Here is a 23,711-nt window from a genome sequence, read left to right as displayed (position 1 = left end):
ATGAAACGACTGTTTTATTTGTGCCTGTTCATGCTGGGCGGCTTAACAGCCGGTGCGCAAACGGTGCGTGTAGCGGCGCCGCTGAAGAGTGAGGACTATATTATACGCAATGGCAACCTGGATAATGCCTGGTACTGCATCCGCAAGGATAAGCAGGCCACTGTAGCCTTCCTGGGCGGCTCCATTACGCATATGGAGGGCTGGCGGGATATGGTATGCAAATATTTATCAGATACATACCGGGGTACCAATTTCAATTTTATAGCGGCAGGCATTCCTTCTTTGGGAAGCCTGCCGCATGCTTTCCGTTTTCAGCGGGATGTACTGGACAAAGGAAAAGTGGACCTGCTGTTTATAGAGTCTGCCGTGAATGACCATGTGAATGGCACGGATGAGACCACGCAGCGCCGCGCGCTGGAAGGTATTGTAAGGCATATGTTATCTGCCAACCCGGATGCCAATATTGTGCTGATGGCATTTGTAGACCCGGATAAGATGGCGGATTACAAGGCGGGTAAAATACCGGCAGAAGTGCAGGTGCATGCGGATATTGCCCGTAAATACCACCTGCCCTTTATAAACCTGGCGCGGGAGATCACGGACCGTATCAATGCCCGTGAGTTTACCTGGCAGGATGATTTTAAGGACCTGCATCCTTCACCTTTTGGCCAGGGGCTGTATTTTAATACCATCCGTCAGCTGCTGGATGGCGCATTTAAAAGGCCCGTACCGGCAAAGCTGATAGCTGCACAGCTGCCTATGCCGGCAGATAGCTTTAATTACCAGTATGCCAGCTATGCGGATATACATGAAGCCACCAACAAAAATGGTTTTCAGCTGGTGGAGTCCTGGCAGCCGGATGATAATACCGCTACACGGCCGGGTTTTGTACACGTGCCGGTATTAGTATCCGATAGCAGCGGCGGCTCCCTGGAATTTACCTTTACGGGCCGCGCGGTGGGTATTGGCGTGCTCTCCGGCCCGGATGCCGGTACTATTCAATATAGTATTGACGGGCAACCCATGAAAGAAAAAGACGTGTATACGGAATGGAGTAAGGACCTGTACCTGCCCTGGTATTTGCTGCTGGGCGACGGATTAACGCAGGAAAAGCATATTTTGCGACTGCAGACAGGCGGGCCCCATACCGGATCAACCAAAAATATATGCAGGATCGTGTACTTCCTGGTGAATAAATAGGTTCGCTGCTGCGATGGTAGCATATGGAGAAACACAAGCGACGTGACGGGTTTGAAGGGCAGCAACTGATCAGTTTGCCCGATGCGGTATGCCAGCAGCATGCAAAACGCCATGCGGCCATTAGCCAGATCTATATTACCCATATCGGGTACTTTCCCAAAGCAATAGCACATTACCGTTTACGTAAAAATGGCTGTAAGGATAATATCCTTATCTACTGCCTGCGTGGCAAAGGCTGGTACCGTATTGGCAAACGCCAGTTTACGGTAGGGCCCAACCAGTATGTTATTATCCCTGCTACCAGCTTGCACCTGAGTTATGGCGCTGATGAGGCAGACCCCTGGACTATTTACTGGGTACATTTCAGCGGACAGGATATGGACGGGTTTAACACATCCCTGAACATAGCCCCATTTGACGGGCCGCAGGATATGCCGCTGAACGAGAAAGGGTTGCAGATCTGGGAAAATATGTATGAAAGCCTTTCTATGGGCTATAGCACAGATAATCTTATTAATGCTAATTTTTGCCTGTACCATTTTGTATCCACTTTTATATTCCCTGATAAACACCAGCAACGTCAGGCAGCCGCAGTAGAAAATCCTATCACCCAAACCATTTTGTACATGCGCAGCCGGCTGCATGAAAAGCTAACGGTAGAGGATATGGCCGCCGCGCACCATTTGTCCGCTTCTTATTTCTCCACGCTGTTCCGCAAGGCCACCGGTATGCCGCCTATCGACTATTTCATACATCTGAAGATCCAGAAGGCTTGCCTGCTGCTGTACCAGGACAACCTGAAGGTGAAGGATGTGGCAGAGGCCATTGGGTATGATGATCCCTATCATTTCTCCCGGTTGTTCAAAAAGCATATGAATGTATCGCCGGAGCAGTATAAAGCTGCCAGCCGCCGCGAAGGTTGAATGGGATAATCCATCATAATGAAAGGATTGATCATTTTACGGGCTTACTGATCGTTTTAATTTCACCCTGGTAAGCTAACATCATGATCAAGGATATCCTCACGTTTGACGCACGTTTTCCATTGGATGAAGGCACTGGCAGCGATGCGGTGCACCGCAACCCCGTATAGTGCTGCACCTGGCGCTGGCCGCTGTGACCAATGCCTGTTATGACCTGTGGGCAAAGAAAAGAGGCTTGCCACTCTGGAAGCTGCTGATCGATCTTTCGCCAGAGGAGATCATTAACACCCTGGACCTTTCCTACCTCAATAAAAAGGCCAGGGGCTAACTGCCCCCGGCCGTTTAGACATTGGTTGATAAAACAACTGGGTCGATCAACATAAGGATTTTGCGACAGCTAAGGCACAGGTTAAACGCGCGTTTTTATGATGATCCATCTGTAGTAAAGACACTTTTTTATAGCATAACGGGCTATCGGGTATGTTTTTTTAAACGACAGCGTTTGCCCGTAACTGCTATATCATAAAATGAGGCCTAAAAAAGCTAAGCGGTGGCTACTGACCGCTATCATGGAATAATCCCGGGATAATCGTAGCTTTATATATACATATTACTTAACCTCAGCTCACTAAAGTTTACCCTTATGAAAAATTACGCTTCTTTGGTATGCTTTGCTGTATTGTTATTGCTGCTACATCCCCACACCGCACAGGCTCAGATAGACCTGGGTATTAAAGCCGGCCTTAGCATCCCCAATCTTTCTTCCGGTTCTTCCGCAAATCCCATTAACAGCGGTTATGGTTCCCGGTTAGGACCGGATATTGCCATACACGCGGAGTTCCATATCACCAGCCGTTTTTCTATACAGCCGGAACTGCGGTATTCAGCGCAAGGCGGTAAGAAAAACGGTAATCAGGCCTTTTCCGTACCGCCGGAATTACAACCCATGTTCCCGCCGGGCACAGCGCCCCAATACTTATATGCCGACTATAAAAGCACGGCTAAGATCAATTACCTGATGTTGCCGGTGCTGGCTAAGTATCACTTTCTTCCCAATGGTCCCTGGGACCTGTATGCTGCCCTGGGCCCTTTTGTGAGCCTGCGGGTATCTGCAAAGAACATTACCAGCGGCTCCAGCAACATCTACCTGGATGAAACGCATATGCAACCTATGCTTCCCAGCGCCCAGTCTTTTGACCGTAAGGAAGATATCAAGGATGAAATACGCCCCATCAATGCCGGTATAGATGGGCACATAGGTATTGCTTACAGATGGAAGCGCTGCAGCGTATTCTTAGAAGGTGGCGGTAACTACGGGTTTATCAATATTCAGAAGAACGATATTAATGGAAAGAATAATACGGGCGCCGCAGTAATAGCAGCCGGATACGCTTTCCGTATTGGCCGTTAAATAATAGTGAACGTTATTTGCTATGCAGCACTGATTTTATATCTTTAGCGACTAAGACATACGCAAATGACACTTCACGAATTGAAGCAGGACCTGCTGGACAGATGGTTGACCGCATATGATACATTGCCCGCCACTATGCCGGCAGCGGATAATATTGTAAAGACTATTTACGCGGAAAACTTTCGCTTCAAACTGGAGAAATACAGCCCGGAACAATTTTTACCGGCCGGCCCGCTACTGGCGGCCCCTGGCCCCGGTTCGGTATACGCCTATGCCATGGATGCTACCGGCCGCCCTGTTTATTTGACCGTGACGGAGCCCGGTGGAAAGGAAGTGATAAAAGGCCATTATACCTATACAGCGGAATTGGTTGAATATACCGAGTACAACCTGCAATCCCGCCTGCCTTCCTGTATACAGCGTATTGTTTATAACGATGGCAGAAAGGAAACCTTTCAGTCATTGACCCTGGATAACCGTGGTGAGGGAGAAGATTTCCGCGGAGCGGACAAAAAAATTGTGCTGAACGCCCTGAATGAGCGGGAGCTGCTGTGCGAATGCAAAATATATCACTGGTCCGGTAACCGGCTGGAGCGCGCAGACTGTTTGCAGGTGCTGCCAGGTAATGAGCAAATGACCTCAAAGGAAGAATATAGCTATGATGGCGCCGGCGAATTGGAGGAGGTAAGGGCCATATTTGATGATGATGAGAACGTTGGCTACCTGTACGTGCGGAAACCTGATAATATTACGCTGGAAGAGCTGGGAGACCAGGTGGCGCAGCAGATGGCCGCTGATATTATCAGCGCGGTAGAAGAAGCCGCGCCAGGGGAACCACTGGCAGCCCTGGAACTACACTACCAGGAGATCAATCAATACACGCCCTATCTTTGTATGGTCACGGAAAGGCAACGGGAAGAGATAGAAGAGGCAGCTACTAAAGACAGCCTGTTTGAAGACTGGATCACCTATCCGGATAAAGAAGGCGCTATGATCTATGGACAGCCTTTTGAGCGGCCAATGGCGGCTTTTATGGCAGAAGTGGAAAAACGCAATGACTACGCGCTGGCAACGGAAATGCTCAGGAAAGTAGCCCGTTTGCTGAATGCGGGAAAGCTTGATGGGAAGATAGCAACCGGCAATGAATTTATGGTATACGCCGTAGACTGGACAATGACAGACGGATTTACCGCCCTGCTGGAAGCCTGCGGTGTGGCCGGCCCTATTGTCAAAAAATGGGAACAACAACTAGCTAACAGATCCTGATTTGTTCCTTTTCCTGTATTCTTTAGGAGATACGCCCATCAGCTTGGAGAACATCCGGGAGAAATAATACGGATCATCCATTCCCAGGGTGCTGGCTACCTCTTTAATGGTAATGTCTGGCAGTAACAGGTATTGACAGGCCTTCTGCATTTTCAGGTGGTTAAAGTACTCCACCGGCGCGTAGCCCGTACGTTCCCGGAAAATGGTGGAGAAATAAGATACGGACAGGTTGGCAAATTCCGCAAACTCATTCAGCGTAACACGGGTATGGATCTGCTGCTGCATCAGGTCCAGCGTGGCCGCGATCACATCCTTTTCATCTGGATGTTTTACGTAGTTGAATTTGTCCTCGTACAGTAATGACGAGAGAAAATGATAGAAGATCATATTCACATACCGCAGGTTGTCTGCTGTATAACCCCGCTCCAGGTTACTATAGATATCTTCAAATAGTTTGATGCGATGCTCATTATAGGGCAGGTATGGCTTATAGTTCTTGGCATGCTGCAGGATCAGTTCTACAATATATGCCGCCAGCTCTCCTTTAAAATGGATCCAGTAAATAGTCCATGGATCCTGTTCATTAGCGGAATAGATATGCGGGGTGTTCATGGGAATGGTAATGAACTGTGAAGGCAGCACTTCTACCCGCTTACGGTTGATCTCTACCCAACCACTACCTTCCACGCAGTAGATGATGATATGCTGTCCTACGCCTGTTGCCCGTTTCATATAATGCCCTTTGGCCTTAGGATAGTACCCTATATCGGTAACATAGATCTGACGGGTAATGGGATCTTTGGTCAGAAAATCCGTACTGATCTTTTTAGGCAATACGATGAGCCGTTGCCCTTCAAACCCTTCCCGTTTTCTCGCTGTTTTATCTCTCATACGTTAAAATTAAGCAGGAACCCTCTAAACTGCAAAGTAGTACACTTACCGCAAAAAAATCCATCATTACCGAAAAAACCACTATTCTTAGTCTTATTTCCAATCACGAATTTTGGCTCAAATCCACGATGGGGCAATGTATGACGGCAATGCCTGCCGTCATGTCAAAAATTTCTTGTTATGAAAAATTATACATCCTTTTACCTTTTACTGCTATCGCTGTGCCTATACATACCGGCGAATGCACAAGAAAAAATGCTACATGGGAGGGTAACGGACGCAGCTTCCCAAAAACCACTTCCCTTTGTTACAATTACCAACACAGCGAACAAAAAATTATCATTAAAGGCAGATGCCGATGGCAATTTCACCATTCCGGCAGCACAAAGTAAAACCACCTATTTGTTCTCCTATGTGGGGTACAAAAGCCGGAGCATTGCAGTATCACCCGCGGATACCGCTATCCGGGTGGCCATGGAATCAGATATTTCCGGCCTCAATGAAGTGGTGGTGATCGGTTATGGTTCCCAGAAAAAGAAGGACCTGACCAGCGCCGTATCCAGCGTATCCGGTAAAGAGCTGAGCGAGATGCCGGTAACTAATATCAATAGCGCCCTGCAGGCAAGGGTACCGGGTGTACAGATCACCAATGGCGGTTTTGAGCCAGGCGCAGGTACTAATATCAAGATCAGGGGCATCAACTCCATCGAAGGCGGGGGATCGCCTATCTATGTAGTGGACGGTGTGATCCTGAGCGGTGATATACGCGAGATCAACCCTTATGACATAGAGTCCATTGATGTGCTCAAAGATGCTTCCGCAGCTGCCATCTACGGTTCCAGGGCTGCCGCCGGGGTGATCATCATCACCACCAAGAAGGCAAAGTCCGGCAGGTCCAGCATAGATTATAACGGCTATTACGGCGTACAGAAAATATACCGCTCCTACGATTTTATAGGGGCGCAGGATTATATAAAGCTGCGCCGTATAGCGCTGAGCGATGAAGACCCGGACGCATGGCCGCTGAATGATCCTAAGACCGATTCTGTGGTATTCAGCTTCCGCGAGCTGCAAAGCCTGGCCGCCGGTAAATCCTACGACTGGGTGGACGCTATTACCCAGGTGGCGCCTATGCAAAGCCATACGTTGAGCATATCTAACGGTATTGGCCGCAATAAGATCTACCTGAGTGGCAACTACCTGAACCAGGATGGTATTATCATCAACTCGAACATGAAGCGTTATTCCATGAAAGGCAATATGGAATCCGCGGTAACGGATAAGGTGACCATGGGGTTGAATACCAACTTTTCGCACGTAGAAACAAACGGCGTAGGTAAGGGCACTTACTACAGCGCTGTTACGCAAAGCCCGCTGCGGCCTATCTATGATTCCCTGGGCCGGCCTTTTGTAGAGCTGGACCCCGGCAGCGGCAATATCGTTTCCGATAATCCGGTAGCAATGGCCCGGGATGCTGTGAACCAGGCCGTAGACGATCGTTTCCTGGGTAACCTGTTCCTTGATTATAAGGTAATACGGAACCTGAACTTCCGTTCCAGCCTGGGACTGGATGTGTATAAGGAGCAGAAATTCCAGTACCTGCCGCGCAACACGTCCGGCGACGGGTTTGTAAAAGGCGGCGTAGCCAAAGTGGAGAACTTTGGCTGGCGGGATTGGGTATGGGAAAATACCCTTACCTATGATTACAATCCTTCCGAACAGCATTCACTGAATATATTAGGCGGCTTTACCTACCAGAAAAGAAGGCAGGAGTGGAACTATGAGGAGGCTTCCGGCTTTCCCACAGATGTACTGACCTATAAAAATATCAAAGCGGCTTCCCGCAGGGACGACATCAACTCCGATTACTGGAACCGGGTGATCAACTCCGTGCTGGGCAGGGTGATCTATAAGTTTAAAGACCGTTACATCTTTAACTTCACGGCCCGTTATGATGGTTCTTCCAATTTTGGCCCGGAAAACCAGCATGGGTTTTTTCCCTCTGTTAGTGGCGCCTGGCGGCTGGTAGACGAGCCGTTTATCGGTTACAAGCTCAAATCCCTGATGAGCGATGCCAAGATCCGCGTAAGCTACGGTTTGATAGGCAACCAGGATATTACATACGATAAGATCTATACCCGTATGGATGCCTCCGCCTATCCTTATAACGGTAATAGCCAAACCTCCGGCTACCAGCTGGGCGGTAATGCCGGCAACTCCATCCTCCAATGGGAAAGCCAGCGTCAGTTCAATACCGGCTTTGACCTGGCCTTCTTTAACTCGAGGGTACAGGCTAGTTTTGATTTTTATAACAAAAATGTCCATAACCTGCTACTGAACCAGGCTTTAGCGCCTTCACAGGGTTTCAGCAATAAAATGATCAACGTTGCGGCGCTGAATACCCGCGGCATAGATATAAGCCTGAAATTATGGCCGGTAAAAACCAACAATTTCGATTGGCAGATAAACCTGAACTGGTCAAAATATACGTCAAAGATCACCTCCCTGTTACCTGGCCGCGACTCCCTCAGCCCTACGCTGAAAGTGGGAGAGGCGCCTAACAGCCTGATAGTGGATTACGTGTTTGATGGCATTTACCAGGAGGGTGATGATTTTACGCTGAATCCCAGTGGCCGCCCGGGTGATGCGCGGGTAAAAGACCTGAATAAGGATGGCGTAATAAATGACTATGACAGGGCCATTGTGGGCCGCACTACGCCTAAAGGCTGGGGCGGCGTATGGAATTATTTCCGGTACAAACGCTTGTCCATGACCGTATTTACGACTTACATGTATGGGCATGACGTATACGACAGGGCATACACAGACTATCTGTATATGGGACAGGGGCGCAATGTGATCATAAAAGAAGGGCTGAACTACTGGACCCCCACCAATACGAATACGGATATACCACGGCCTAATGCTTTTGGGGCCTCCCTGCGCATGCTGCGTAATGGCTCCTCCAGTTATGCGACAGAGAAAGGGGATTTTATCCGCGTGCGGGATATCACCATGGCATACGATTTTTCGCCCAATTTGCTGAACAGGTTAAAAGTAAGGTCCCTCCGCGCTTATGTACAGGTTATGGAGCCCTTCCTGTTTACCAGCTATCGGGGCATAGATCCTGAAATTAATGGCAGCACAGACCAGAAAACGGATATCTATCCACGATACCGCACTTTCCTGGTAGGCGTAAACCTGGGTTTATAATCTAAAATCTGTAATCAAATGTTAACTGCATATAAATATTCTAAAAAAAGCAAGGTCGTATCGATCTGCATTATCATGGCCGGCCTGTTTCTTTCCGGTTGCTCCAAACAACTGAATATTACGCCGGAAGTATTTGTTTCGCCAGAGGCGTTGTATAAAGATGAAGCAGGCATTAAGGCGGGCGTGGTAGGTCTTTACCGCCAGCTGCTGGACTTAAAGAGAAGCGATTATGTAATAGTTGGAATGGTGGGCACCGATGAGGCAAAGACCACACTATTTGTGCCTACCTGGGGCACTTATTGGCAGAACTTCTGCGCGGTGAACACTTACTCGCAGTTGATGACCAGCCAGAATGATGTGATACAATGGTTTTGGGTGATCTGCTACCGGGGCATTAACAACGCGAACACTGCTATCCGGTATATACCTGGTGCGGCTGCCCCGGATGCGGTGAAGAACCAGGGATTGGGCGAAGCAAAATTTATGCGCGGGCTCTTTTACTTTTACCTGGTGCAGCTGTATGGCGGTGTGCCCCTGCCCACGGAAGAAAAGAGCGAAGTGTCTGACCAGAAAGGCGGCTTGCCGCGGAGTACCCCGGAGCAAGTATACGAACTGATCGAGAAGGATCTGGAATTTGCGGCAGCGAATTTGAAAAGCAAAGGTGGAAACGGGACACAGGTAGGCGCTGCTACAAAAGAGGCTGCTATGGCACTGCTGGGTAAAGTATATCTTACAGAGAAAAAATATGACAAGGCGAAAGCGGCGCTTGAGCCACTATTAGCCGCGTCTAACGTAAAACTGATGGATAACTATGCGGACCTGTATGTGGAAACCAATGAAAATAATATAGAGTCGCTGTTTGAGGTACAGTTCTCCAATGAAAATAATAATACAAGCAATCTGGCCAACAACCTGGGCTCCTGGCAGGTCAATGACCTGGCGCTGCCTGGCGGCGGCGGTCACGTGATCATACCTACGGACTATTATTTTAACAGTTTTGAAGCAGGGGACAAGCGCAAAGCGGCTTCTTTCCGTTGGGAGTTTTTCGACAAAGACGGCAACCCTGTTGATTATTCCTGGTGGTCAGACGTAGGTAAACCACACATGAAGAAATTTGACATTACCAAAGGCATTTCTGTGTCTGGATCCTATTCTTCCCGCAACCTGTATTACCTGCGACTGGCAGACGCCATCCTGATGTATGCAGAAGCGGAGAACGAATTAGGCGGAACCGCTGTTGCCCTGCAACAGCTGAACAGGATCCGTACCCGGGCCGGGTTGGATAACTATGAGATCGTACATGGCGCGCCTTCACAGGATCAGCTGCGTAAGGAGATCATGGTGGAGCGTATGCGGGAGCTGGGTTTTGAAGGCTGGCGCTGGTTTGATCTGAAACGTACCGGCACCTTGCTGCAGGCCGTGAAGGATTATAACCCGGATGGCGCGCCCAATATCCAGGAAAAACACCTGTTATATCCTATACCTACCTGGGAGTTTGATAATAACCAGTCATTGAGCCGGGCCGATCAGAACGCGGGCTACTAAATCCGCGGCTGCGAAAAGCGAGATAGCAATATAGGCTTTTCGCGGCCGCCTGTAAAAGCATATGAGACGATCACTAATATTTATCATCGGGTGCTTTTTGCTGCAGTCAGCAACAGCACAGGATGTACAGGAGACAAAAGACAGCACAGTGCTGTCTAACGGACAGGTGAGGCTGGTAGTGGACCATACGTCCGGAAAGCTGAGCTATTATTTTAAGAATGGCGTACAGCTGCTGAATACTACTGCCTATGTGGAAGATGTGCATGCGGGGTACCTGGGTACCGCTGATTTTAGTGAGCATCATATCGCTACCGCGCCGGTGCAAGGTACACTGGGCAAAGGACTTAGCGTGCAGGTGGAGCATACAGATACCCGGCGGACGGTGAGTTTGATCCAGCATATTATCCTATACGAAAACCAGCCATTTCTATTAATCAGTGTAGAAGCAGTTACTGGTAAGGCGCCCGGCGCCTTGCCGGAAACCCGTAACATATCGCCCCTGGCAGTATCGTCCAAAGTACAAGGGCGGGTAATTATACCCGGGACGGAGCCCCGCATCCTCGACGTGCCTTTTGACAATGATAACTGGGTGAAGGTATTAACACAGGCATGGCCGGCGGCGGGCGCAAAAGCTGCCAGCGGCGTTAGTTACGAGTTTTCGGCATTATATGACAACAATACATTTGCCGGCCTGGTAGCCGGCAGCATTACGCACGATACCTGGAAGACCGGTATCGCTTACCACACAGCGCTCGCCAAAGGAGAGCTGGATACTTTTAACATCTATGGCGGAGCGGCCACCGCGGATAACAAGGCATTACCGCCCGCTTACGGCGGCCTGGATGGCACGCATGATCATGCGCCGCACGGTACTTTGCAGGGCGGGCGGATACAGTCGCCGGTTATTTACCTGGCAGCAAGCGCAGATACGCGCCAGGATTTTGTGAATTACGGCAACGTGAATGTAAAACAGTCCGGCCGCCTGGAGTGGAAAGGATATGCGCCTTTTTACTGGAACAGCTTTGGCGTAGAGGGCGTACTGGGGTATGAGAAGGTAATGATGCCGCCCGGTGTGGCCAAGGTATCTGATCTTATTGCCACCCTGGATAATTTCAATAAGTATGCAAAGCCGGTGCTGAGCATTGATTCCTATGATCAGAATATTTACACCACCGATCTGCTGGCGTCTCTAGGTAAATATGCAAAAAAACGCAACCAGGAATTAGGCTTTTATTTTATCCCTTTTGCGGTCTGGACCTGGAAGAACAATATGGACCAGACCAAACTGAACGGCACCAGCACGCTGCTGCGCGATGTGGTATTAAAAGGCAGCGATGGGCAGCCTATTGCCTATAAAGACGGGGATTGGGGCGCTTTCGCCATTGACCCTACACACCCGGCCGTAAAGGAATATATCATTGGCCAGCTAAAAAAAGCAAAGGCCATTAATGCTTCCTTTATTAAAATCGACTTCCTCACAGCTGGTTCGCTCGAATCAGTGACCCGCTATGATAAAAATGTGCGCACCGGCATGCAGGCCTATAACCAGGGCATGAAGATGCTGAAATCCCTGATGGATTCCATTATGGGACCGGATATCTTTATCACCATGGCCATATCGCCCATGTTCCCGCATCAGTATGCGCATACGCGTTTTGTTTCTACGGATGTATATTCTCATCTAAGGGATGATCAACCGGGATTTCCCGGCTGGGGCAGCACGGAGTCATCATTGGCAACCGGCTCCCATATGTGGTGGATGCAGGGCACGCTATGGCCCTATACTAACCTGGACGTGGCTATTATGAAACATTTCCAGAAGAATCCGGACCTCAGCGAGCAGGAGATAAAAGTGCGGTTGTATGCCATGATGGTGATGGGCAGCATACTGGGCGATGGATCAGACCTGCGGGATAAGGTAGCCGCAGAAAGGGCAAAACGTTATTTAAATAACCCGGAGCTTTGCGCGTTCTTCAGTCAGCCTAAAGTATTTACCCCTTTACGTATGGCAGACGGAGAAACAATGGACCAGCAGTTAAGTTTTTATTTGAAAGGCGATACAACCATGCTGGCATTGTTTAACTTTGCTACGCAAAAGGAATTCCGGGAAACCATCCACATGAAAGATATTGGCTTGGCTGACGGGAGATATGAACTGAAAGACTTGTTGACCGGTCAATCACTAGGGCAGGTATCGCGTGGACAGCAGTCCATTTCGCTGGCAGTGCCGGTGAAAGATGCGATACTGGTAAAATGCATTCCCTTAGGTGATTAACCTTTTAAAAACAGACGAAATTGAATACCCAGCAGCAGACATTATCGCTTACTGCCAGGCCGCATGGCGCTTTACATGGAGCGGCCCTGTACCTGGTAACACTGAAGAATGAGACCGTGACCGTGCATATTACCAACCTGGGATGTGCCGTAATGGCTGTTTACACCCCGGACCGTGATGGTAATATAAAGAACATTGCCGCTGGTTTTGAACAACCGTTGGATTATGCCAACAATCCCTGGTATTTTGGTTGTGTGGTAGGGCGTTATGCCAACCGTATTGCCGGCGGCCGTTTTGTACTGGACGGGCAAACCAGGCAACTGTCCGTGAACAACGGGGAAAATCACCTGCATGGCGGCTGGGTAGGTTTTAACCGGAAGGTATGGTCCCTGAAAGAGCAGATCCGTGAAGAGGAGCATACCGGCGTTATATTCGAATATATGAGTAAAGACGGGGAAGAAGGATACCCCGGCAACCTGACCGCCACGGTAAAATACCTGTTGAACCAGCATAACCAGCTGATCATGGAGTATACCGCCGTAACCGACCAGCGCACGCCTGTAAACTTTACCAATCATAGCTATTTCAACCTCACCGGTTTCGAGGAGCCGCTGATCCATGATCACCTGCTACAGGTGCATGCCGGCAGTTATACAGAAAAGAATGCCCAGAATGTACCAACCGGCCAGATAGTATCCGTTGCCGGCAGCGGCGCTGATTTTACGGAGCCGGACAGGATAGGGGACCGGTTAGGTACTTTTCCCCGGGATATGGGTTTTGACCTTAACTACGTGTTAAACAGCGGGACTGAAGACCAGCCTGCCGCCATCCTGGAAGATCCGGGCACCGGCCGGTGGCTGAAAGTGTTTACTGATCTGCCGGGGATGCAGGTGTATACGGCCAATTTCTGGGATGGCAGCATCACTGGCCAGCAAGGTAAGCCCTATGTACAACATGGCGCTATTGCCCTGGAAACGCAGGCTTTCCCGGATAGCCCTAATCATCCGGATTTTCCTAATACGATACTAAACCCGGGAGCGGTTTATCAAACCACCACGGTGTATGAATTTGGGGTGAGATAATGTATTTTTGCATCCTGCATGCATATTTACACTACGCTCCGGAGAGGAGAATACCATTTACATCACTGCGAGGACTATCTTTTTTATGACCATATTGGCCCCAACAGGCTGTTATGCGCTGTAATGGATGGTTGTACCATGGGAATTGACAGCTATTTTGCAGCTACCCTGACAGGCAGGGTGCTACGGAAAATAGCCAAGGCTAAAAGCTATGAGGCGTTTTACAATCCCCGGGCCGCCACGATATCTTTGGAAGAACAGCTTAAAACGATCCTGAAAGAACTGTTCTGCGAACTGCAATCACTACAGAATCAACTATTACTGGACAAAAAGGAATTGTTATCCACCCTCATCCTGTTGCTGGCAGATACCCAGCAGGATCAGGCGCTGATTGTAACGATAGGGGATGGCGTGATAGCGCTGAATGGCGTGATCACGGAATATGACCAGGATAACAAACCTGATTATATCGGTTATCATTTGTCTGAGGATTTTGAGGAATGGTATGCCGGGCAACAGCAAACGTTACAGGTCAGTGGAATAAAAGACATCAGTATTGCCACCGATGGAGCCAGTACCTTCACGAATCTGCAAACTAAGCCTACAGATGATGATATAGACCCTGTACACTATCTCCTGGTGGATAGCAGCAAAACCGGTTCTGACGATATGCTGCATTTAAAATTGAAGTATCTTGAGCATCATCATGGATTAATGCCTACGGATGATCTGGCTGTAATACGGCTTATCCATCCGTAATAAAACAGCGCCGTTATGCAGCAATACATTGCCCATATTACACTGGTCGTAAAAGACTACGATGAGGCTATCGCCTTCTATACCCAACAGCTTAGCTTTACCCTGGTAGAAGATACCGCGCTTTCTGACAGCAAGCGCTGGGTACGGGTAGCGCCGCCCGGTTCAAATGGTTGTTGCCTGTTGCTGGCCCAGGCGGCAGATGAAGCGCAGGGCAGCCGTATCGGTAACCAAACCGGTGGCCGGGTGTTCCTTTTCCTGTATACTGATGATCTACAGCGTGATTATGATGCCATGCGGCAGAAAGGTGTTGTGTTTGTGCGGGAGCCGGTACAAGAGATTTACGGTAAGGTGACAGTGTTTAAGGACCTGTATGGTAATCTGTGGGATCTGTTGGAGCCGGCGGTGAGATAAAAACCCTAATTTTACCGGCGCATAATTTAATCATGGAAACCTTCGATACATTAAAAGCGTCCTGGATAAAGCTGGCCACCCCTTATTGCACCAACGAAGCCCTGATCCAACAGGAATTTGATCAACTGGTAAAAGCCTACGGTAGCACTAACCGGCATTATCACAACCTGCGGCATATATATACTCTGCTGCAATTGCAGGAACAGTATGCCCATATGATCCGCCGCCCGGAAATTATACAATGGGCTATCTTCTTTCATGATGTCGTTTACAATGTATTAAAAGGCGATAACGAAGAGAAAAGCGCACTGGCTGCCGGCAAGTTCCTGGAGCAAACAAATTTCCCGCCTGCGGATACTAAGCTGGTAATGGACTATATCCGGGCTACCAAATCACATAGTGGCAATGATGAAGACGGCGACTTGGCGCTGTTCCTTGATTTTGATATGGCTATCCTGGGTAGCCCGGCTGCAGCGTACAGGAAGTATGCGCAGCAAATAAGAAAAGAGTATAGCATATATCCGGAGCTGGTATATAACCCTGGCCGGCGTAAGGTGTTAACCCATTTCCTGCAATCGCCGGTATTCCGTACTACCCTTTTCCGGGAGCTATATGAAACACAGGCCCGTCAGAATATACAGGAAGAACTGGATACGCTCTAAAGGGATCATTTGACTGCAGCCACCCGCCAGATCTTATCATTCACATCATCAGTTACCAGCATACTGCCATCTGGCAATATGGTTACGCCCACGGGCCGGCCATGTACTTCATTGTCTTTGCCGGCGGTAAAACCCGTCAGAAAATCTTCCGGCTTACCGCTTGGTTTTCCATTCCTGAAAGGAACAAATACCACTTTATAACCGGCCAGCTGTGAGCGGTTCCAGGAGCCATGCTGGGCTATAAAAGCGCCACCCCTGTATTTTTTGGGGAAAGCGGTCTTTGTATAGAAGGCCAGGCCTAAAGAAGCGGTATGCGCGCCCAAGGATACATCCGGTACAATGGCTTTTTGTACCAGGTCTGGCCGGGGCGCTTCAATACGCGGGTCTGCATGTTGTCCGAAATAAGAATAAGGCCAGCCATAGAAGCCGCCGTCTTTTACGCTGGTCAGGTAGTCCGGTACCAGGTCGTCTCCCAGTTCATCCCGTTCATTCACGGCTGCCCATAGTGTTTTAGTGCCCGGCGCCCAGGCCATGCCCACAGGATTGCGTAAACCAGACGCATATATGCGCTCGCCATGACCATCTTTATCCACTTCCAGTATACAGGCCCTGCGCGGGTTGACTTCCTTTCCATTATCGCCCAGGTTATCTACAGAGCCTACGGCGATATAGATCCGGGAGCTGTCCGCATTGGTGATGATATTACGGGTCCAGTGCTGGTTGCGCTTTTCTGCAGGCAGGTCCATTAGTACTTCTCCGGCGGAGTCCATCTTTAGCTGGCCAGGCTGGTAAGGATAACGTAGTAGCGCGTCGGTATTGGCTACATAGAGCTGGTTATCCATGATCAGCATGCCAAAGGGCTGGTTCAGGTCTTCGAGGAACACCTGTTTAAGATCCGGATGCCCATCGCCGGTAGTATCCCGCAGGATGGAGATCCGGTTGGCGCTTTTCTTCATATTCTCTGCTTTGGCGGCGCCTAGTACTACGGCGCCTACCTGCATGACCGTGTTTTTGATGGTATTAGATTCTGCCACCAGCACATCGCCATTAGGCGTTACATAGGTCCACCGGGGATTTTGTAACCCATCCGCATATAGGGTTACCACAAAACCTTTGGGCGCCCGGGGTATTACCCCGTTCTCCCAACCGATGACTTTGCTGAAGTTTTTGGTGGATTTAGTGGCAAAAGGAGCCGGTAAAGCGGCTTTTTGTGGACTTTGTGCAACAATTGTATGGCAAATAAAGCTGAAAGCTATGATAGGTAGTATCACTTTCATAACAATAGTATTTAGCATACTATCAAATACAAAACGCATGCCCGGCGCAATCCCGGATATTTGTACTATCTTTGCACCACTTTTATTCACATCCTCATCTGCTTTTGTAGGTCCAACCATCAGAAAATCATGCAGGTATTGAGTAAGGCAGGTAACGTATCAATCCTCATTCTTTGATAGCCTTACCACTATTAAATCACTATAAAATATTGAATATTGTCATTTGAGAAACTTGGGCTCATTGCCCCGCTGCTGAACGCTTTAGAAAGTGAAGGTTATACAACGCCAACCCCTATACAGCAACAAGCTATCCCCATTGTATTAGAGCAACGCGACCTGTTGGGTTGCGCGCAAACCGGTACCGGTAAAACCGCTGCTTTTGCGCTGCCCTTATTACAATTATTACATACACATCAACAATCACAGGGCGCACAGCCCAGGGCACAACGCAACATTAAAGCGCTGGTGCTGACCCCTACACGTGAACTGGCCATACAGATAGGAGAGAGCTTTGCCGCCTACGGTAAAAATATGGACCTGAGACACCTGGTGATCTTTGGCGGCGTATCCCAGCATCCGCAAACGCTGGCGCTGAAAAAAGGCGTGGATATACTGATTGCTACACCAGGCCGTTTACTGGATCTTATACAACAACGGTTCATTTCCCTGCAACAGCTTAAATTCTTTGTGCTGGATGAAGCAGACCGTATGCTGGATATGGGTTTTGTACATGATGTAAAACGCATCCTTACCCTGTTGCCCGCACAACGTCAAAGCCTGTTCTTCTCTGCTACCATGCCGCCGGAAATACAGAAACTGGCCAATGCTATCTTAAATAATCCCGCTAAAGTAGAGGTAACGCCTGTTTCCTCCACCGCAGAAACCATTACACAATGGGTATATTTTGTAGAGCGGGGAGATAAGAAGAACCTTTTGCTGCACCTGCTGGAGGACCGGGATATAAAGACCGTATTGGTGTTTACCCGTACCAAACATGGGGCAGACCGGGTAGTGAAGGACCTGAACAAGTCTGGTATCACCGCGGAAGCCATTCACGGTAATAAATCCCAGAATGCCCGTCAGCGTGCCTTAACAAATTTTAAGACACAGCAAACCAGGGTACTGGTGGCTACAGACATTGCCGCCAGGGGCATTGATATCGATGAACTGGCCTATGTGATCAATTATGAGCTGCCTAACGTACCGGAAACCTATGTGCACCGTATTGGCCGTACAGGCCGTGCCGGCGCCAATGGCACCGCCTTCTCCTTCTGCGATGCGGAAGAAAGGGCTTTCCTGCGCGATATCCATAAACTGATCGCCCGTAATATACCGGTGATGGACACACATCCCTGGCATAGTAATAACACCGCTGTATCATCGCAGGCGCCTGCCCAGACCCAGGGTAACGGCCAGCGGCAACAACAGCGCCGCCCGTCTAATGGTAACGGTAACCGTTCCCAGGGTGGCAACCGTAATGGTAACCATGCTAATGGTAACCGCGCTAATGGAAACGGCGTTGATGGAAACCGTGCTGAAGGCCATCATTCCGGCGGCCATAGTGGTAACGGCAACCGTTCCCGCAACAATTTCCGCCGCCGTCCGCGCAGCGAGCAAGCCAGCGGACAGCAATAAGCTATTTACTGATCGTGTAATAAACAATAGGATGTACCGGGTAACCAGTGCATCCTATTTTTTATAGATCTACCGTGTTGGAAAGGATAAAATAAAAGACTTGGAAGATTCATATAAATATCCCTACTTTTGTACTGTAATGTTAAAAGTTACAGTATAAATACTATAATATGGAAAGCAAAAAAGTCGCATTGATAGGCGCCTCCGGTTTTGTAGGCGCACATATCCTGCAGGAGTTACTGAACCGTGGTCACCAGGTAACCGCTATCGTACGTAACCCGGAAAAGATCACTACGGAGCATCCCAACCTGGTTGTTAAAAAAGGCGATGTATACAATGAGGATGCTGTGGCGGCGCTGGTATCCGGCATGGACGCGGTGATCAATGCTTTTAACCCTGGCTGGGACAATCCTAATATCTATGCAGATTTTATGACCGGCAGCAAAGCCATACAGGCTGGCGTAAAAAAGGCCGGCGTAAAAAGGTTCATCACTATCGGCGGCGCCGGCAGCCTGGAAATAGCCCCCGGTATGCAATTGGTAGACACGCCCAATTTCCCGGCGCAGTTTAAGGACGGCGCTACGGCCGCGCGCGATTACCTGAATATACTTAAAGAGGAAAAGGACCTTGATTGGACCTTCCTGAGCCCTGCCATTGAAATGAGCCCCGCACATCCCGGCGAGCGTACCGGCTTGTACCGTACCAGCCTGGATACGCCGGTATTTGATGAAGACGGCAGAAGCCGGCTCTCCGTGGAAGATACCGCCATTGTGATCGTGGATGAACTGGAGCAGTCCAACCATATACGCCGGCGTTTTACCGCTGCTTATTAAGCGCCGGTGGCAAAGGGCTGCCAGGGGCGTCCGCCTTTCCACTATGATCTTTACAACAGAACTGTTATATTAGTGGCCTAACCATATAAATTGCCACTTATGATTGTAAGGAAACTAGCGCTTTTTAGTTGTTTACTGATCGGATTGCTGTATAACCATCTGCCGCTGAGCGCTCAAACAGGCCGCCCCCTGCTAAAACAACATCCGGGCGTTGTATCTTATACTTACCGTAAAGCATTTGCCACGGATATGCCAGGCACGCTGGACCTGGTAAAAAAGACCGGGTTTACGGATATAGAGTTCTCCAACCTGTTTGGACAAACAGCTGCGGATATCCGCCGGATGATCGATGAAAGAGGTATCAAATGTTCCTCATTTGGCGTGGGTTATGAAGACCTGACAGGTAAGACAGACGAGGTGGCAAAAAATGCCCGTACGCTGGGCGCCAAGTTTGTGCGCGTAGCAGGCTTTCCGCATAGCAAAACCGGTTTAACGCTGGATGAGGCCAAACAGGCCATTTCCGAGTTTAACCGCGTGGGCAAGATCCTGAAAGATCAATACGGCTTAACACTGGTATACCATAATCATGGCTTTGAGTTCCAACCCTATGAAAAGGGTACGCTGTTCGATTATATCATGCAGCAGACCAATCCGCGGTATGTAAGCTTTGAAATGGATATCCTGTGGGTACATTTCCCCGGTCAGGACCCGGTAGCGCTGTTAAAGAAATATGGTAACCGTTTCCGCCTTATGCATGTGAAGGATCTGAAGAAAGGGGTACCCGGCAATCTTTCCGGTGGCACCTCCAGCGAGAATGATGTAACCTTAGGCACCGGCGAGATAAATATACCGGCTGTGCTGAAGGCCGCTCAACGCTCCGCTATTGAGCATTATTATATAGAAGACGAAAGCAGCAACGTAGAAACCCAGGTGCCGCAGAGTATCAAATACCTGTTAAGCCTGCGCGATTAAAAGATAATGTAATTATGGAGGATGGATAGCAGCTGAACATAGCTATCCATCCTTCCTGTTTTATCAGAACTTTACCTCCTCCACGTTAAACTCCACCCCCTTTTTATCAACGGCAATATGGCAGGCATAGTCCCTGAATGCTTTTATCTCGTGTAGATGCCATGTATGTCCATCCAGTACCACCGGTTTTTTATCTGTTACATCCATATTGGGCAAAGCGCCATGCTGGGCGCTGCCATCTGCTTTTAATACCGCTTCCTTACAGGTCCAGAAAGAATAGAAGGCATTCACCGGGTTGGGCGCGTTATTGATGGCCGCCCATTCACGGTCAGTGAACTGCCTTTTAAATTCCGCGATCTGTACCGGGCGGATCTGCTCCACGTCGATGCCCACTCTTGCCTGCGGGGCTACTACGCAGGCCACCATCCGTCCGGCATGCGAAATATTAAAATCCATATTCCCTTCCAGGAAAGGGCGTCCATAGCCGGAGTAACGCAGCTGCAGCAACGTATCTGCGCTGCCCCGTGCCTTTAGGGCAGTGAGCAGCAGGTGTTTACCTAAGAGAGAGGCGTGGGCGTCTTCCCATCTTCTGAGCTGCGTTACCTTCTTTTGCATGTAAGCAGGTAATTGCTCCAGTAAGGCCTGAAAACCCGCGGTGGGCAGCGGCATAGGATAAGTGGCAAAGTAAATGGTTCCCGCCATGCAATAGGATAGTTAAAGGATTAAAAAATGAATTTGGAACCGCAATTTTGGAAAATTATTACATAAAATATAATTTTAATTTGTGTACTCATCGTTGCGCCTTTATCACAATAACTTAATACACACTATCGTGTGATAACTACAATATGTAGGGCATTCCACGCAAATTCATTTTCAAACAACGTTACTTAACTGCTTACTGCCTTGTAAACCCAATGCTATCAGCAGCTTCATCATGCGTGCAAAAATTGCAGTTATGAAGATTAATTATCCTTTGTTCATTATTAGTTATATGAAATATCTCGTTTTAGAACTGATGGCTATAATTTAAAACTAAGGGGTTTTGTTTGGCATGCTAATTTGTTGCAATTTTCCTTTCATAAGCGGCAGCCGAAAAGCTTTGAATAGAGTAGGCAAAAAAGTAACCATAAAAATTAATCAAACTATGAAAAACTTCCCCACTGAAAACCTCACAGAATTAACCTCACAGGAATTAACGGAAGTACAAGGCGGTGGTTTATTATCAGACCTGCTGACCAATGCGGTAAGCCTGGTACAGGGTGTACCCGCTATTGTTGGTACTGTAGGCGTTATTGTAAAGAATGCCATCACCTGGCTCGTTTAGTCATTTACGTTTTTTCTTTTGCAATGGATTGTTGTTCCTCTGGGGCGAAAGGTTATCCGGCCCTTGGGCATTTTGTTGTAACCTAAAATTTAACCATGAAACAGCTGTTGACAGAAGGCTTGGTCCCACTATCCCAGGATGAACTATCAGCCGTTCAGGGAGGTGGGTTTTTAACAGACCTTACCGCGCGTTTAGTGCCAGAAGTGGCCAACGTTATTGGCGTAGTGAAGAATGTTACTACTACCAGCGGAACATTCCTGAGTACCATAGTAGATATTCTTGTTTAGCTGCGTAGCATTGCTACCAGATTAAGCGAAGGATGTAAAGCGTCCCGGTCCGCGCAAGTGGATGGGGGCGCTTCCCTTTTTATACAAGTATCCGGCGCCTGCTTTTGGTGGTCTTACACCAATCAATCACCATCGTGAATCACTAACCTCATTATCTTTTTTTAGTAAAAAAAATAAAAATGTATTTGTCCTGCAATCCGTATAAAGTGTTTACCCGTAAATATCTGTTATACAATTGTTTAATAGTTAGACCGTCGTACCCTATTTAGTGAAATGAGATTGTACTATCCATCTCCTATTTAATCAGCGTAGTATGGAAGAAAAACTAAGATGTACCCAACAGGTAGCAATCATGATCAGGCACTTACGGAGAAAAAAGGAATACTCCCAGGAGTATATGGCCGCGCACCTGGACATATCGCAGAACGCCTATAGCAAGCTGGAAACAGGAAAGATACCTATGACCGTAGACCGCCTCTGTGAGGTGGCGCGCATCCTGGAGATTGCTCCTACAGAACTACTGGCCGAAGTGAAATTGGCGTAAATACAAAACACTGCTATGCCACAGCTGTTTCCGATTGAAGTTATGCAACACTCCTCTTACACCTGGTTGCCCAGGGTAAAGGTGCGCACGCAATTGATCTATATCACTGTGCTTGCCGCCGTGCTGACCGCATTGGCGGCATTGCCATTTATAAAGGTGGATGTATCTGTGAAATCTGCCGGCCTCATAAGGCCTGTAACGGAAAAGCATGAGCTGCGCAACCTGGTGGCAGGCACCATCGCAGAAGTGCTGGTGTCCGATGGCGCCAGGATCAGCAAGGGGCAGGAGATCCTGCGCCTGCAGGAAGAGGTAAGCAACAGCAAGCTGCAACAGAATACCTGGGAGCTGGAGCAACGCGATAAATACATCCATGATCTTACGGTGCTGGCTACCGGCCGGGGCGGCGGTTTGCAATCCGCTCTTTACCAGCAGCAATACCAACGCTATCAATCCTCCCTTAATGAGCAACTGGCCACCGTTAATAAGCTAAAGGCGGATATGGAGATGTATGAAAAACTTTTTGCAGAAAAAGTGATCGCAAAAAAAGAGTATGCAGACCGGCAATATGAGTATGTAAAAAGTCAGGCAGCCTATCAATCTGCCGTGCAGCAGCAACGCAGCGCCTGGCAGGAAGAGCTGAGCCGCCTGCAGGAAGAAAGCAGCCGCCTGCATGCAGATACCCGGCAGCTGCAACAGGAAAAGGAATGGAATGTGATAAAAGCGCCGGTAAGCGGTACGCTGCAACAGTTCACCGGCAAGTATACCGGTGGTTATATACAGGCAGGGGAACTGCTGGGTATTATTTCGCCAGACTCTAACCTGGTAGCGGAATGTTATGTAAGCCCCAAAGATATTGGTTACCTGAAGACCGGTATGCCGGTTAAATTCCAGGTAGACGCGTTCAACTATACCGAGTGGGGCGTAGTGGACGGCGTTGTACAATCCATTGACAATGATTTTATACTCATGAACAACCAGCCGGCGTTTAAGGTAAAATGCAGCTTTGCCAATACGGAGGTACGTACCCGCAATGGCGTAAAAGGCATGCTCAAAAAAGGCATGACCTTCCAGGCACGTTTTATACTTACACAGCGGAGCCTGTTCCAGCTTTTATATGATAAAGCAGACGACTGGATGAACCCTAACGGGAAGAACGCCCGGGAGAAACAAAGCGTTTAACGCCTGAAATCCTTTA

22 protein-coding genes are annotated in these 23,711 nt (G+C 48.7%); 19 read left to right on the top strand and 3 right to left on the bottom strand.

Features of this window, described 5'->3' with window-relative positions:
* From F0L74_RS12040 to F0L74_RS12020, 5 genes are all read left to right on the top strand, one after another.
* Positions 1-1,200, top strand: a complete 1,200-nt coding sequence (locus F0L74_RS12040; RefSeq protein ID WP_149838113.1) for an SGNH/GDSL hydrolase family protein — start codon at positions 1-3, stop codon at positions 1,198-1,200.
* A 23-nt stretch (positions 1,201-1,223) separates the two neighbouring features.
* Positions 1,224-2,123, top strand: a complete 900-nt coding sequence (locus F0L74_RS12035; protein ID WP_149838112.1) for an AraC family transcriptional regulator — start codon at positions 1,224-1,226, stop codon at positions 2,121-2,123.
* A gap of 169 nt (positions 2,124-2,292) precedes the next feature.
* On the top strand, positions 2,293-2,451 hold the full coding sequence (locus F0L74_RS33265) for a hypothetical protein (RefSeq protein WP_213086947.1): 159 nt from the start codon (positions 2,293-2,295) through the stop codon (positions 2,449-2,451).
* A 315-nt stretch (positions 2,452-2,766) separates the two neighbouring features.
* Entirely contained in the window at positions 2,767-3,534 is a 768-nt protein-coding gene (locus F0L74_RS12025) for a porin family protein (protein ID WP_149838111.1), read from the top strand.
* A gap of 66 nt (positions 3,535-3,600) precedes the next feature.
* A complete protein-coding gene (locus F0L74_RS12020) occupies positions 3,601-4,803 on the top strand; it encodes a hypothetical protein (RefSeq protein ID WP_149838110.1) in 1,203 nt (400 codons plus the stop codon).
* Here the strand turns inward: F0L74_RS12020 and F0L74_RS12015 are convergent.
* A complete protein-coding gene (locus F0L74_RS12015; RefSeq protein WP_149838109.1) occupies positions 4,786-5,694 on the bottom strand; it encodes an AraC family transcriptional regulator in 909 nt (302 codons plus the stop codon). The genes F0L74_RS12020 and F0L74_RS12015 overlap by 18 nt on opposite strands.
* 180 nt (positions 5,695-5,874) lie before the next feature.
* Between F0L74_RS12015 and F0L74_RS12010 the strand changes: the two genes are divergently transcribed.
* The 7 genes from F0L74_RS12010 (at position 5,875) to F0L74_RS11980 (ending at position 15,641) form a co-directional block, all read left to right on the top strand.
* On the top strand, positions 5,875-8,907 hold the full coding sequence (locus F0L74_RS12010; RefSeq protein WP_149838108.1) for a SusC/RagA family TonB-linked outer membrane protein: 3,033 nt from the start codon (positions 5,875-5,877) through the stop codon (positions 8,905-8,907).
* Between the two features lie 18 nt (positions 8,908-8,925).
* Positions 8,926-10,452: a RagB/SusD family nutrient uptake outer membrane protein gene (locus F0L74_RS12005; protein ID WP_149838107.1), complete on the top strand. Its 1,527-nt coding sequence runs from the start codon at positions 8,926-8,928 to the stop codon at positions 10,450-10,452.
* A gap of 61 nt (positions 10,453-10,513) precedes the next feature.
* Complete coding sequence (locus F0L74_RS12000; protein ID WP_149838106.1) at positions 10,514-12,727, top strand: alpha-amylase family protein; 2,214 nt, start codon at positions 10,514-10,516, stop codon at positions 12,725-12,727.
* A gap of 20 nt (positions 12,728-12,747) precedes the next feature.
* Positions 12,748-13,809 (top strand): aldose epimerase family protein, encoded by a 1,062-nt coding sequence (locus F0L74_RS11995; protein WP_149838105.1) that lies wholly within the window; start codon positions 12,748-12,750, stop codon positions 13,807-13,809.
* A gap of 18 nt (positions 13,810-13,827) precedes the next feature.
* On the top strand, positions 13,828-14,568 hold the full coding sequence (locus tag F0L74_RS11990; RefSeq protein ID WP_149838104.1) for a protein phosphatase 2C domain-containing protein: 741 nt from the start codon (positions 13,828-13,830) through the stop codon (positions 14,566-14,568).
* Between the two features lie 15 nt (positions 14,569-14,583).
* Complete coding sequence (locus F0L74_RS11985; RefSeq protein ID WP_149838103.1) at positions 14,584-14,979, top strand: VOC family protein; 396 nt, start codon at positions 14,584-14,586, stop codon at positions 14,977-14,979.
* Between the two features lie 32 nt (positions 14,980-15,011).
* Positions 15,012-15,641, top strand: a complete 630-nt coding sequence (locus F0L74_RS11980; protein ID WP_149838102.1) for an HD domain-containing protein — start codon at positions 15,012-15,014, stop codon at positions 15,639-15,641.
* 5 nt (positions 15,642-15,646) lie between these two features.
* Here F0L74_RS11980 and F0L74_RS11975 read toward each other — a convergent pair whose 3' ends face one another.
* A complete protein-coding gene (locus tag F0L74_RS11975; RefSeq protein ID WP_149838101.1) occupies positions 15,647-16,918 on the bottom strand; it encodes a PQQ-dependent sugar dehydrogenase in 1,272 nt (423 codons plus the stop codon).
* A gap of 216 nt (positions 16,919-17,134) precedes the next feature.
* On the opposite strand from F0L74_RS11975, the gene F0L74_RS11970 reads away from it, so the two are divergent.
* The 3 genes from F0L74_RS11970 (at position 17,135) to F0L74_RS11960 (ending at position 20,358) form a co-directional block, all read left to right on the top strand.
* Positions 17,135-18,553 (top strand): DEAD/DEAH box helicase, encoded by a 1,419-nt coding sequence (locus F0L74_RS11970; protein WP_149838100.1) that lies wholly within the window; start codon positions 17,135-17,137, stop codon positions 18,551-18,553.
* A 170-nt stretch (positions 18,554-18,723) separates the two neighbouring features.
* Positions 18,724-19,386, top strand: coding sequence for an NAD(P)-dependent oxidoreductase (locus tag F0L74_RS11965; RefSeq protein WP_149838099.1), 663 nt, complete (start codon positions 18,724-18,726; stop codon positions 19,384-19,386).
* A gap of 99 nt (positions 19,387-19,485) precedes the next feature.
* Positions 19,486-20,358, top strand: coding sequence for a sugar phosphate isomerase/epimerase family protein (locus F0L74_RS11960; RefSeq protein ID WP_149838098.1), 873 nt, complete (start codon positions 19,486-19,488; stop codon positions 20,356-20,358).
* A gap of 63 nt (positions 20,359-20,421) precedes the next feature.
* Here the strand turns inward: F0L74_RS11960 and F0L74_RS11955 are convergent, their stop codons facing one another.
* Positions 20,422-21,060 carry a 4'-phosphopantetheinyl transferase family protein gene (locus F0L74_RS11955; RefSeq protein ID WP_149838097.1) on the bottom strand — a complete coding sequence of 213 codons (639 nt, stop codon included), beginning with the start codon at positions 21,058-21,060 and terminating at the stop codon, positions 20,422-20,424.
* A 445-nt stretch (positions 21,061-21,505) separates the two neighbouring features.
* On the opposite strand from F0L74_RS11955, the gene F0L74_RS11950 reads away from it, so the two are divergent.
* From F0L74_RS11950 to F0L74_RS11935, 4 genes are all read left to right on the top strand, one after another.
* The gene (locus F0L74_RS11950) at positions 21,506-21,685 is read left to right on the top strand and encodes a hypothetical protein (RefSeq protein WP_149838096.1); all 180 of its coding nucleotides are present in this window, start codon (positions 21,506-21,508) and stop codon (positions 21,683-21,685) included.
* A 95-nt stretch (positions 21,686-21,780) separates the two neighbouring features.
* Positions 21,781-21,972 (top strand): hypothetical protein, encoded by a 192-nt coding sequence (locus tag F0L74_RS11945; RefSeq protein WP_149838095.1) that lies wholly within the window; start codon positions 21,781-21,783, stop codon positions 21,970-21,972.
* Positions 21,973-22,285: 313 nt separating this feature from the next.
* Positions 22,286-22,516 (top strand): helix-turn-helix domain-containing protein, encoded by a 231-nt coding sequence (locus F0L74_RS11940; RefSeq protein WP_149838094.1) that lies wholly within the window; start codon positions 22,286-22,288, stop codon positions 22,514-22,516.
* A 15-nt stretch (positions 22,517-22,531) separates the two neighbouring features.
* Entirely contained in the window at positions 22,532-23,695 is a 1,164-nt protein-coding gene (locus tag F0L74_RS11935; protein ID WP_149838093.1) for an HlyD family secretion protein, read from the top strand.
* Positions 23,696-23,711 lie beyond the last annotated feature (16 nt).

It is taken from the genome of Chitinophaga agrisoli (assembly GCF_008386695.1).
In the GTDB taxonomy this organism is placed as follows: domain Bacteria; phylum Bacteroidota; class Bacteroidia; order Chitinophagales; family Chitinophagaceae; genus Chitinophaga; species Chitinophaga agrisoli.
Note: the sequence above shows the minus strand (reverse complement) of the source record. Positions and strands in the feature narration are given on the sequence as shown.

Bases quoted from the DNA above. Each gene is read 5' to 3' on its own strand.
- F0L74_RS12040 (WP_149838113.1), top strand. From the start codon at position 1: ATGAAACGACTGTTTTATTTGTGCCTGTTCATGCTGGGCGGCTTAACA.
- F0L74_RS12035 (WP_149838112.1), top strand. From the start codon at position 1,224: ATGGAGAAACACAAGCGACGTGACGGGTTTGAAGGGCAGCAACTGATC.
- F0L74_RS12025 (WP_149838111.1), top strand. From the start codon at position 2,767: ATGAAAAATTACGCTTCTTTGGTATGCTTTGCTGTATTGTTATTGCTG.
- F0L74_RS12020 (WP_149838110.1), top strand. From the start codon at position 3,601: ATGACACTTCACGAATTGAAGCAGGACCTGCTGGACAGATGGTTGACC.
- F0L74_RS12015 (WP_149838109.1), bottom strand. From the start codon at position 5,694: ATGAGAGATAAAACAGCGAGAAAACGGGAAGGGTTTGAAGGGCAACGG.
- F0L74_RS12010 (WP_149838108.1), top strand. From the start codon at position 5,875: ATGAAAAATTATACATCCTTTTACCTTTTACTGCTATCGCTGTGCCTA.
- F0L74_RS12005 (WP_149838107.1), top strand. From the start codon at position 8,926: ATGTTAACTGCATATAAATATTCTAAAAAAAGCAAGGTCGTATCGATC.
- F0L74_RS12000 (WP_149838106.1), top strand. From the start codon at position 10,514: ATGAGACGATCACTAATATTTATCATCGGGTGCTTTTTGCTGCAGTCA.
- F0L74_RS11990 (WP_149838104.1), top strand. From the start codon at position 13,828: ATGCATATTTACACTACGCTCCGGAGAGGAGAATACCATTTACATCAC.
- F0L74_RS11985 (WP_149838103.1), top strand. From the start codon at position 14,584: ATGCAGCAATACATTGCCCATATTACACTGGTCGTAAAAGACTACGAT.
- F0L74_RS11980 (WP_149838102.1), top strand. From the start codon at position 15,012: ATGGAAACCTTCGATACATTAAAAGCGTCCTGGATAAAGCTGGCCACC.
- F0L74_RS11975 (WP_149838101.1), bottom strand. From the start codon at position 16,918: ATGAAAGTGATACTACCTATCATAGCTTTCAGCTTTATTTGCCATACA.
- F0L74_RS11965 (WP_149838099.1), top strand. From the start codon at position 18,724: ATGGAAAGCAAAAAAGTCGCATTGATAGGCGCCTCCGGTTTTGTAGGC.
- F0L74_RS11960 (WP_149838098.1), top strand. From the start codon at position 19,486: ATGATTGTAAGGAAACTAGCGCTTTTTAGTTGTTTACTGATCGGATTG.
- F0L74_RS11955 (WP_149838097.1), bottom strand. From the start codon at position 21,060: ATGGCGGGAACCATTTACTTTGCCACTTATCCTATGCCGCTGCCCACC.
- F0L74_RS11950 (WP_149838096.1), top strand. From the start codon at position 21,506: ATGAAAAACTTCCCCACTGAAAACCTCACAGAATTAACCTCACAGGAA.
- F0L74_RS11945 (WP_149838095.1), top strand. From the start codon at position 21,781: ATGAAACAGCTGTTGACAGAAGGCTTGGTCCCACTATCCCAGGATGAA.
- F0L74_RS11940 (WP_149838094.1), top strand. From the start codon at position 22,286: ATGGAAGAAAAACTAAGATGTACCCAACAGGTAGCAATCATGATCAGG.
- F0L74_RS11935 (WP_149838093.1), top strand. From the start codon at position 22,532: ATGCCACAGCTGTTTCCGATTGAAGTTATGCAACACTCCTCTTACACC.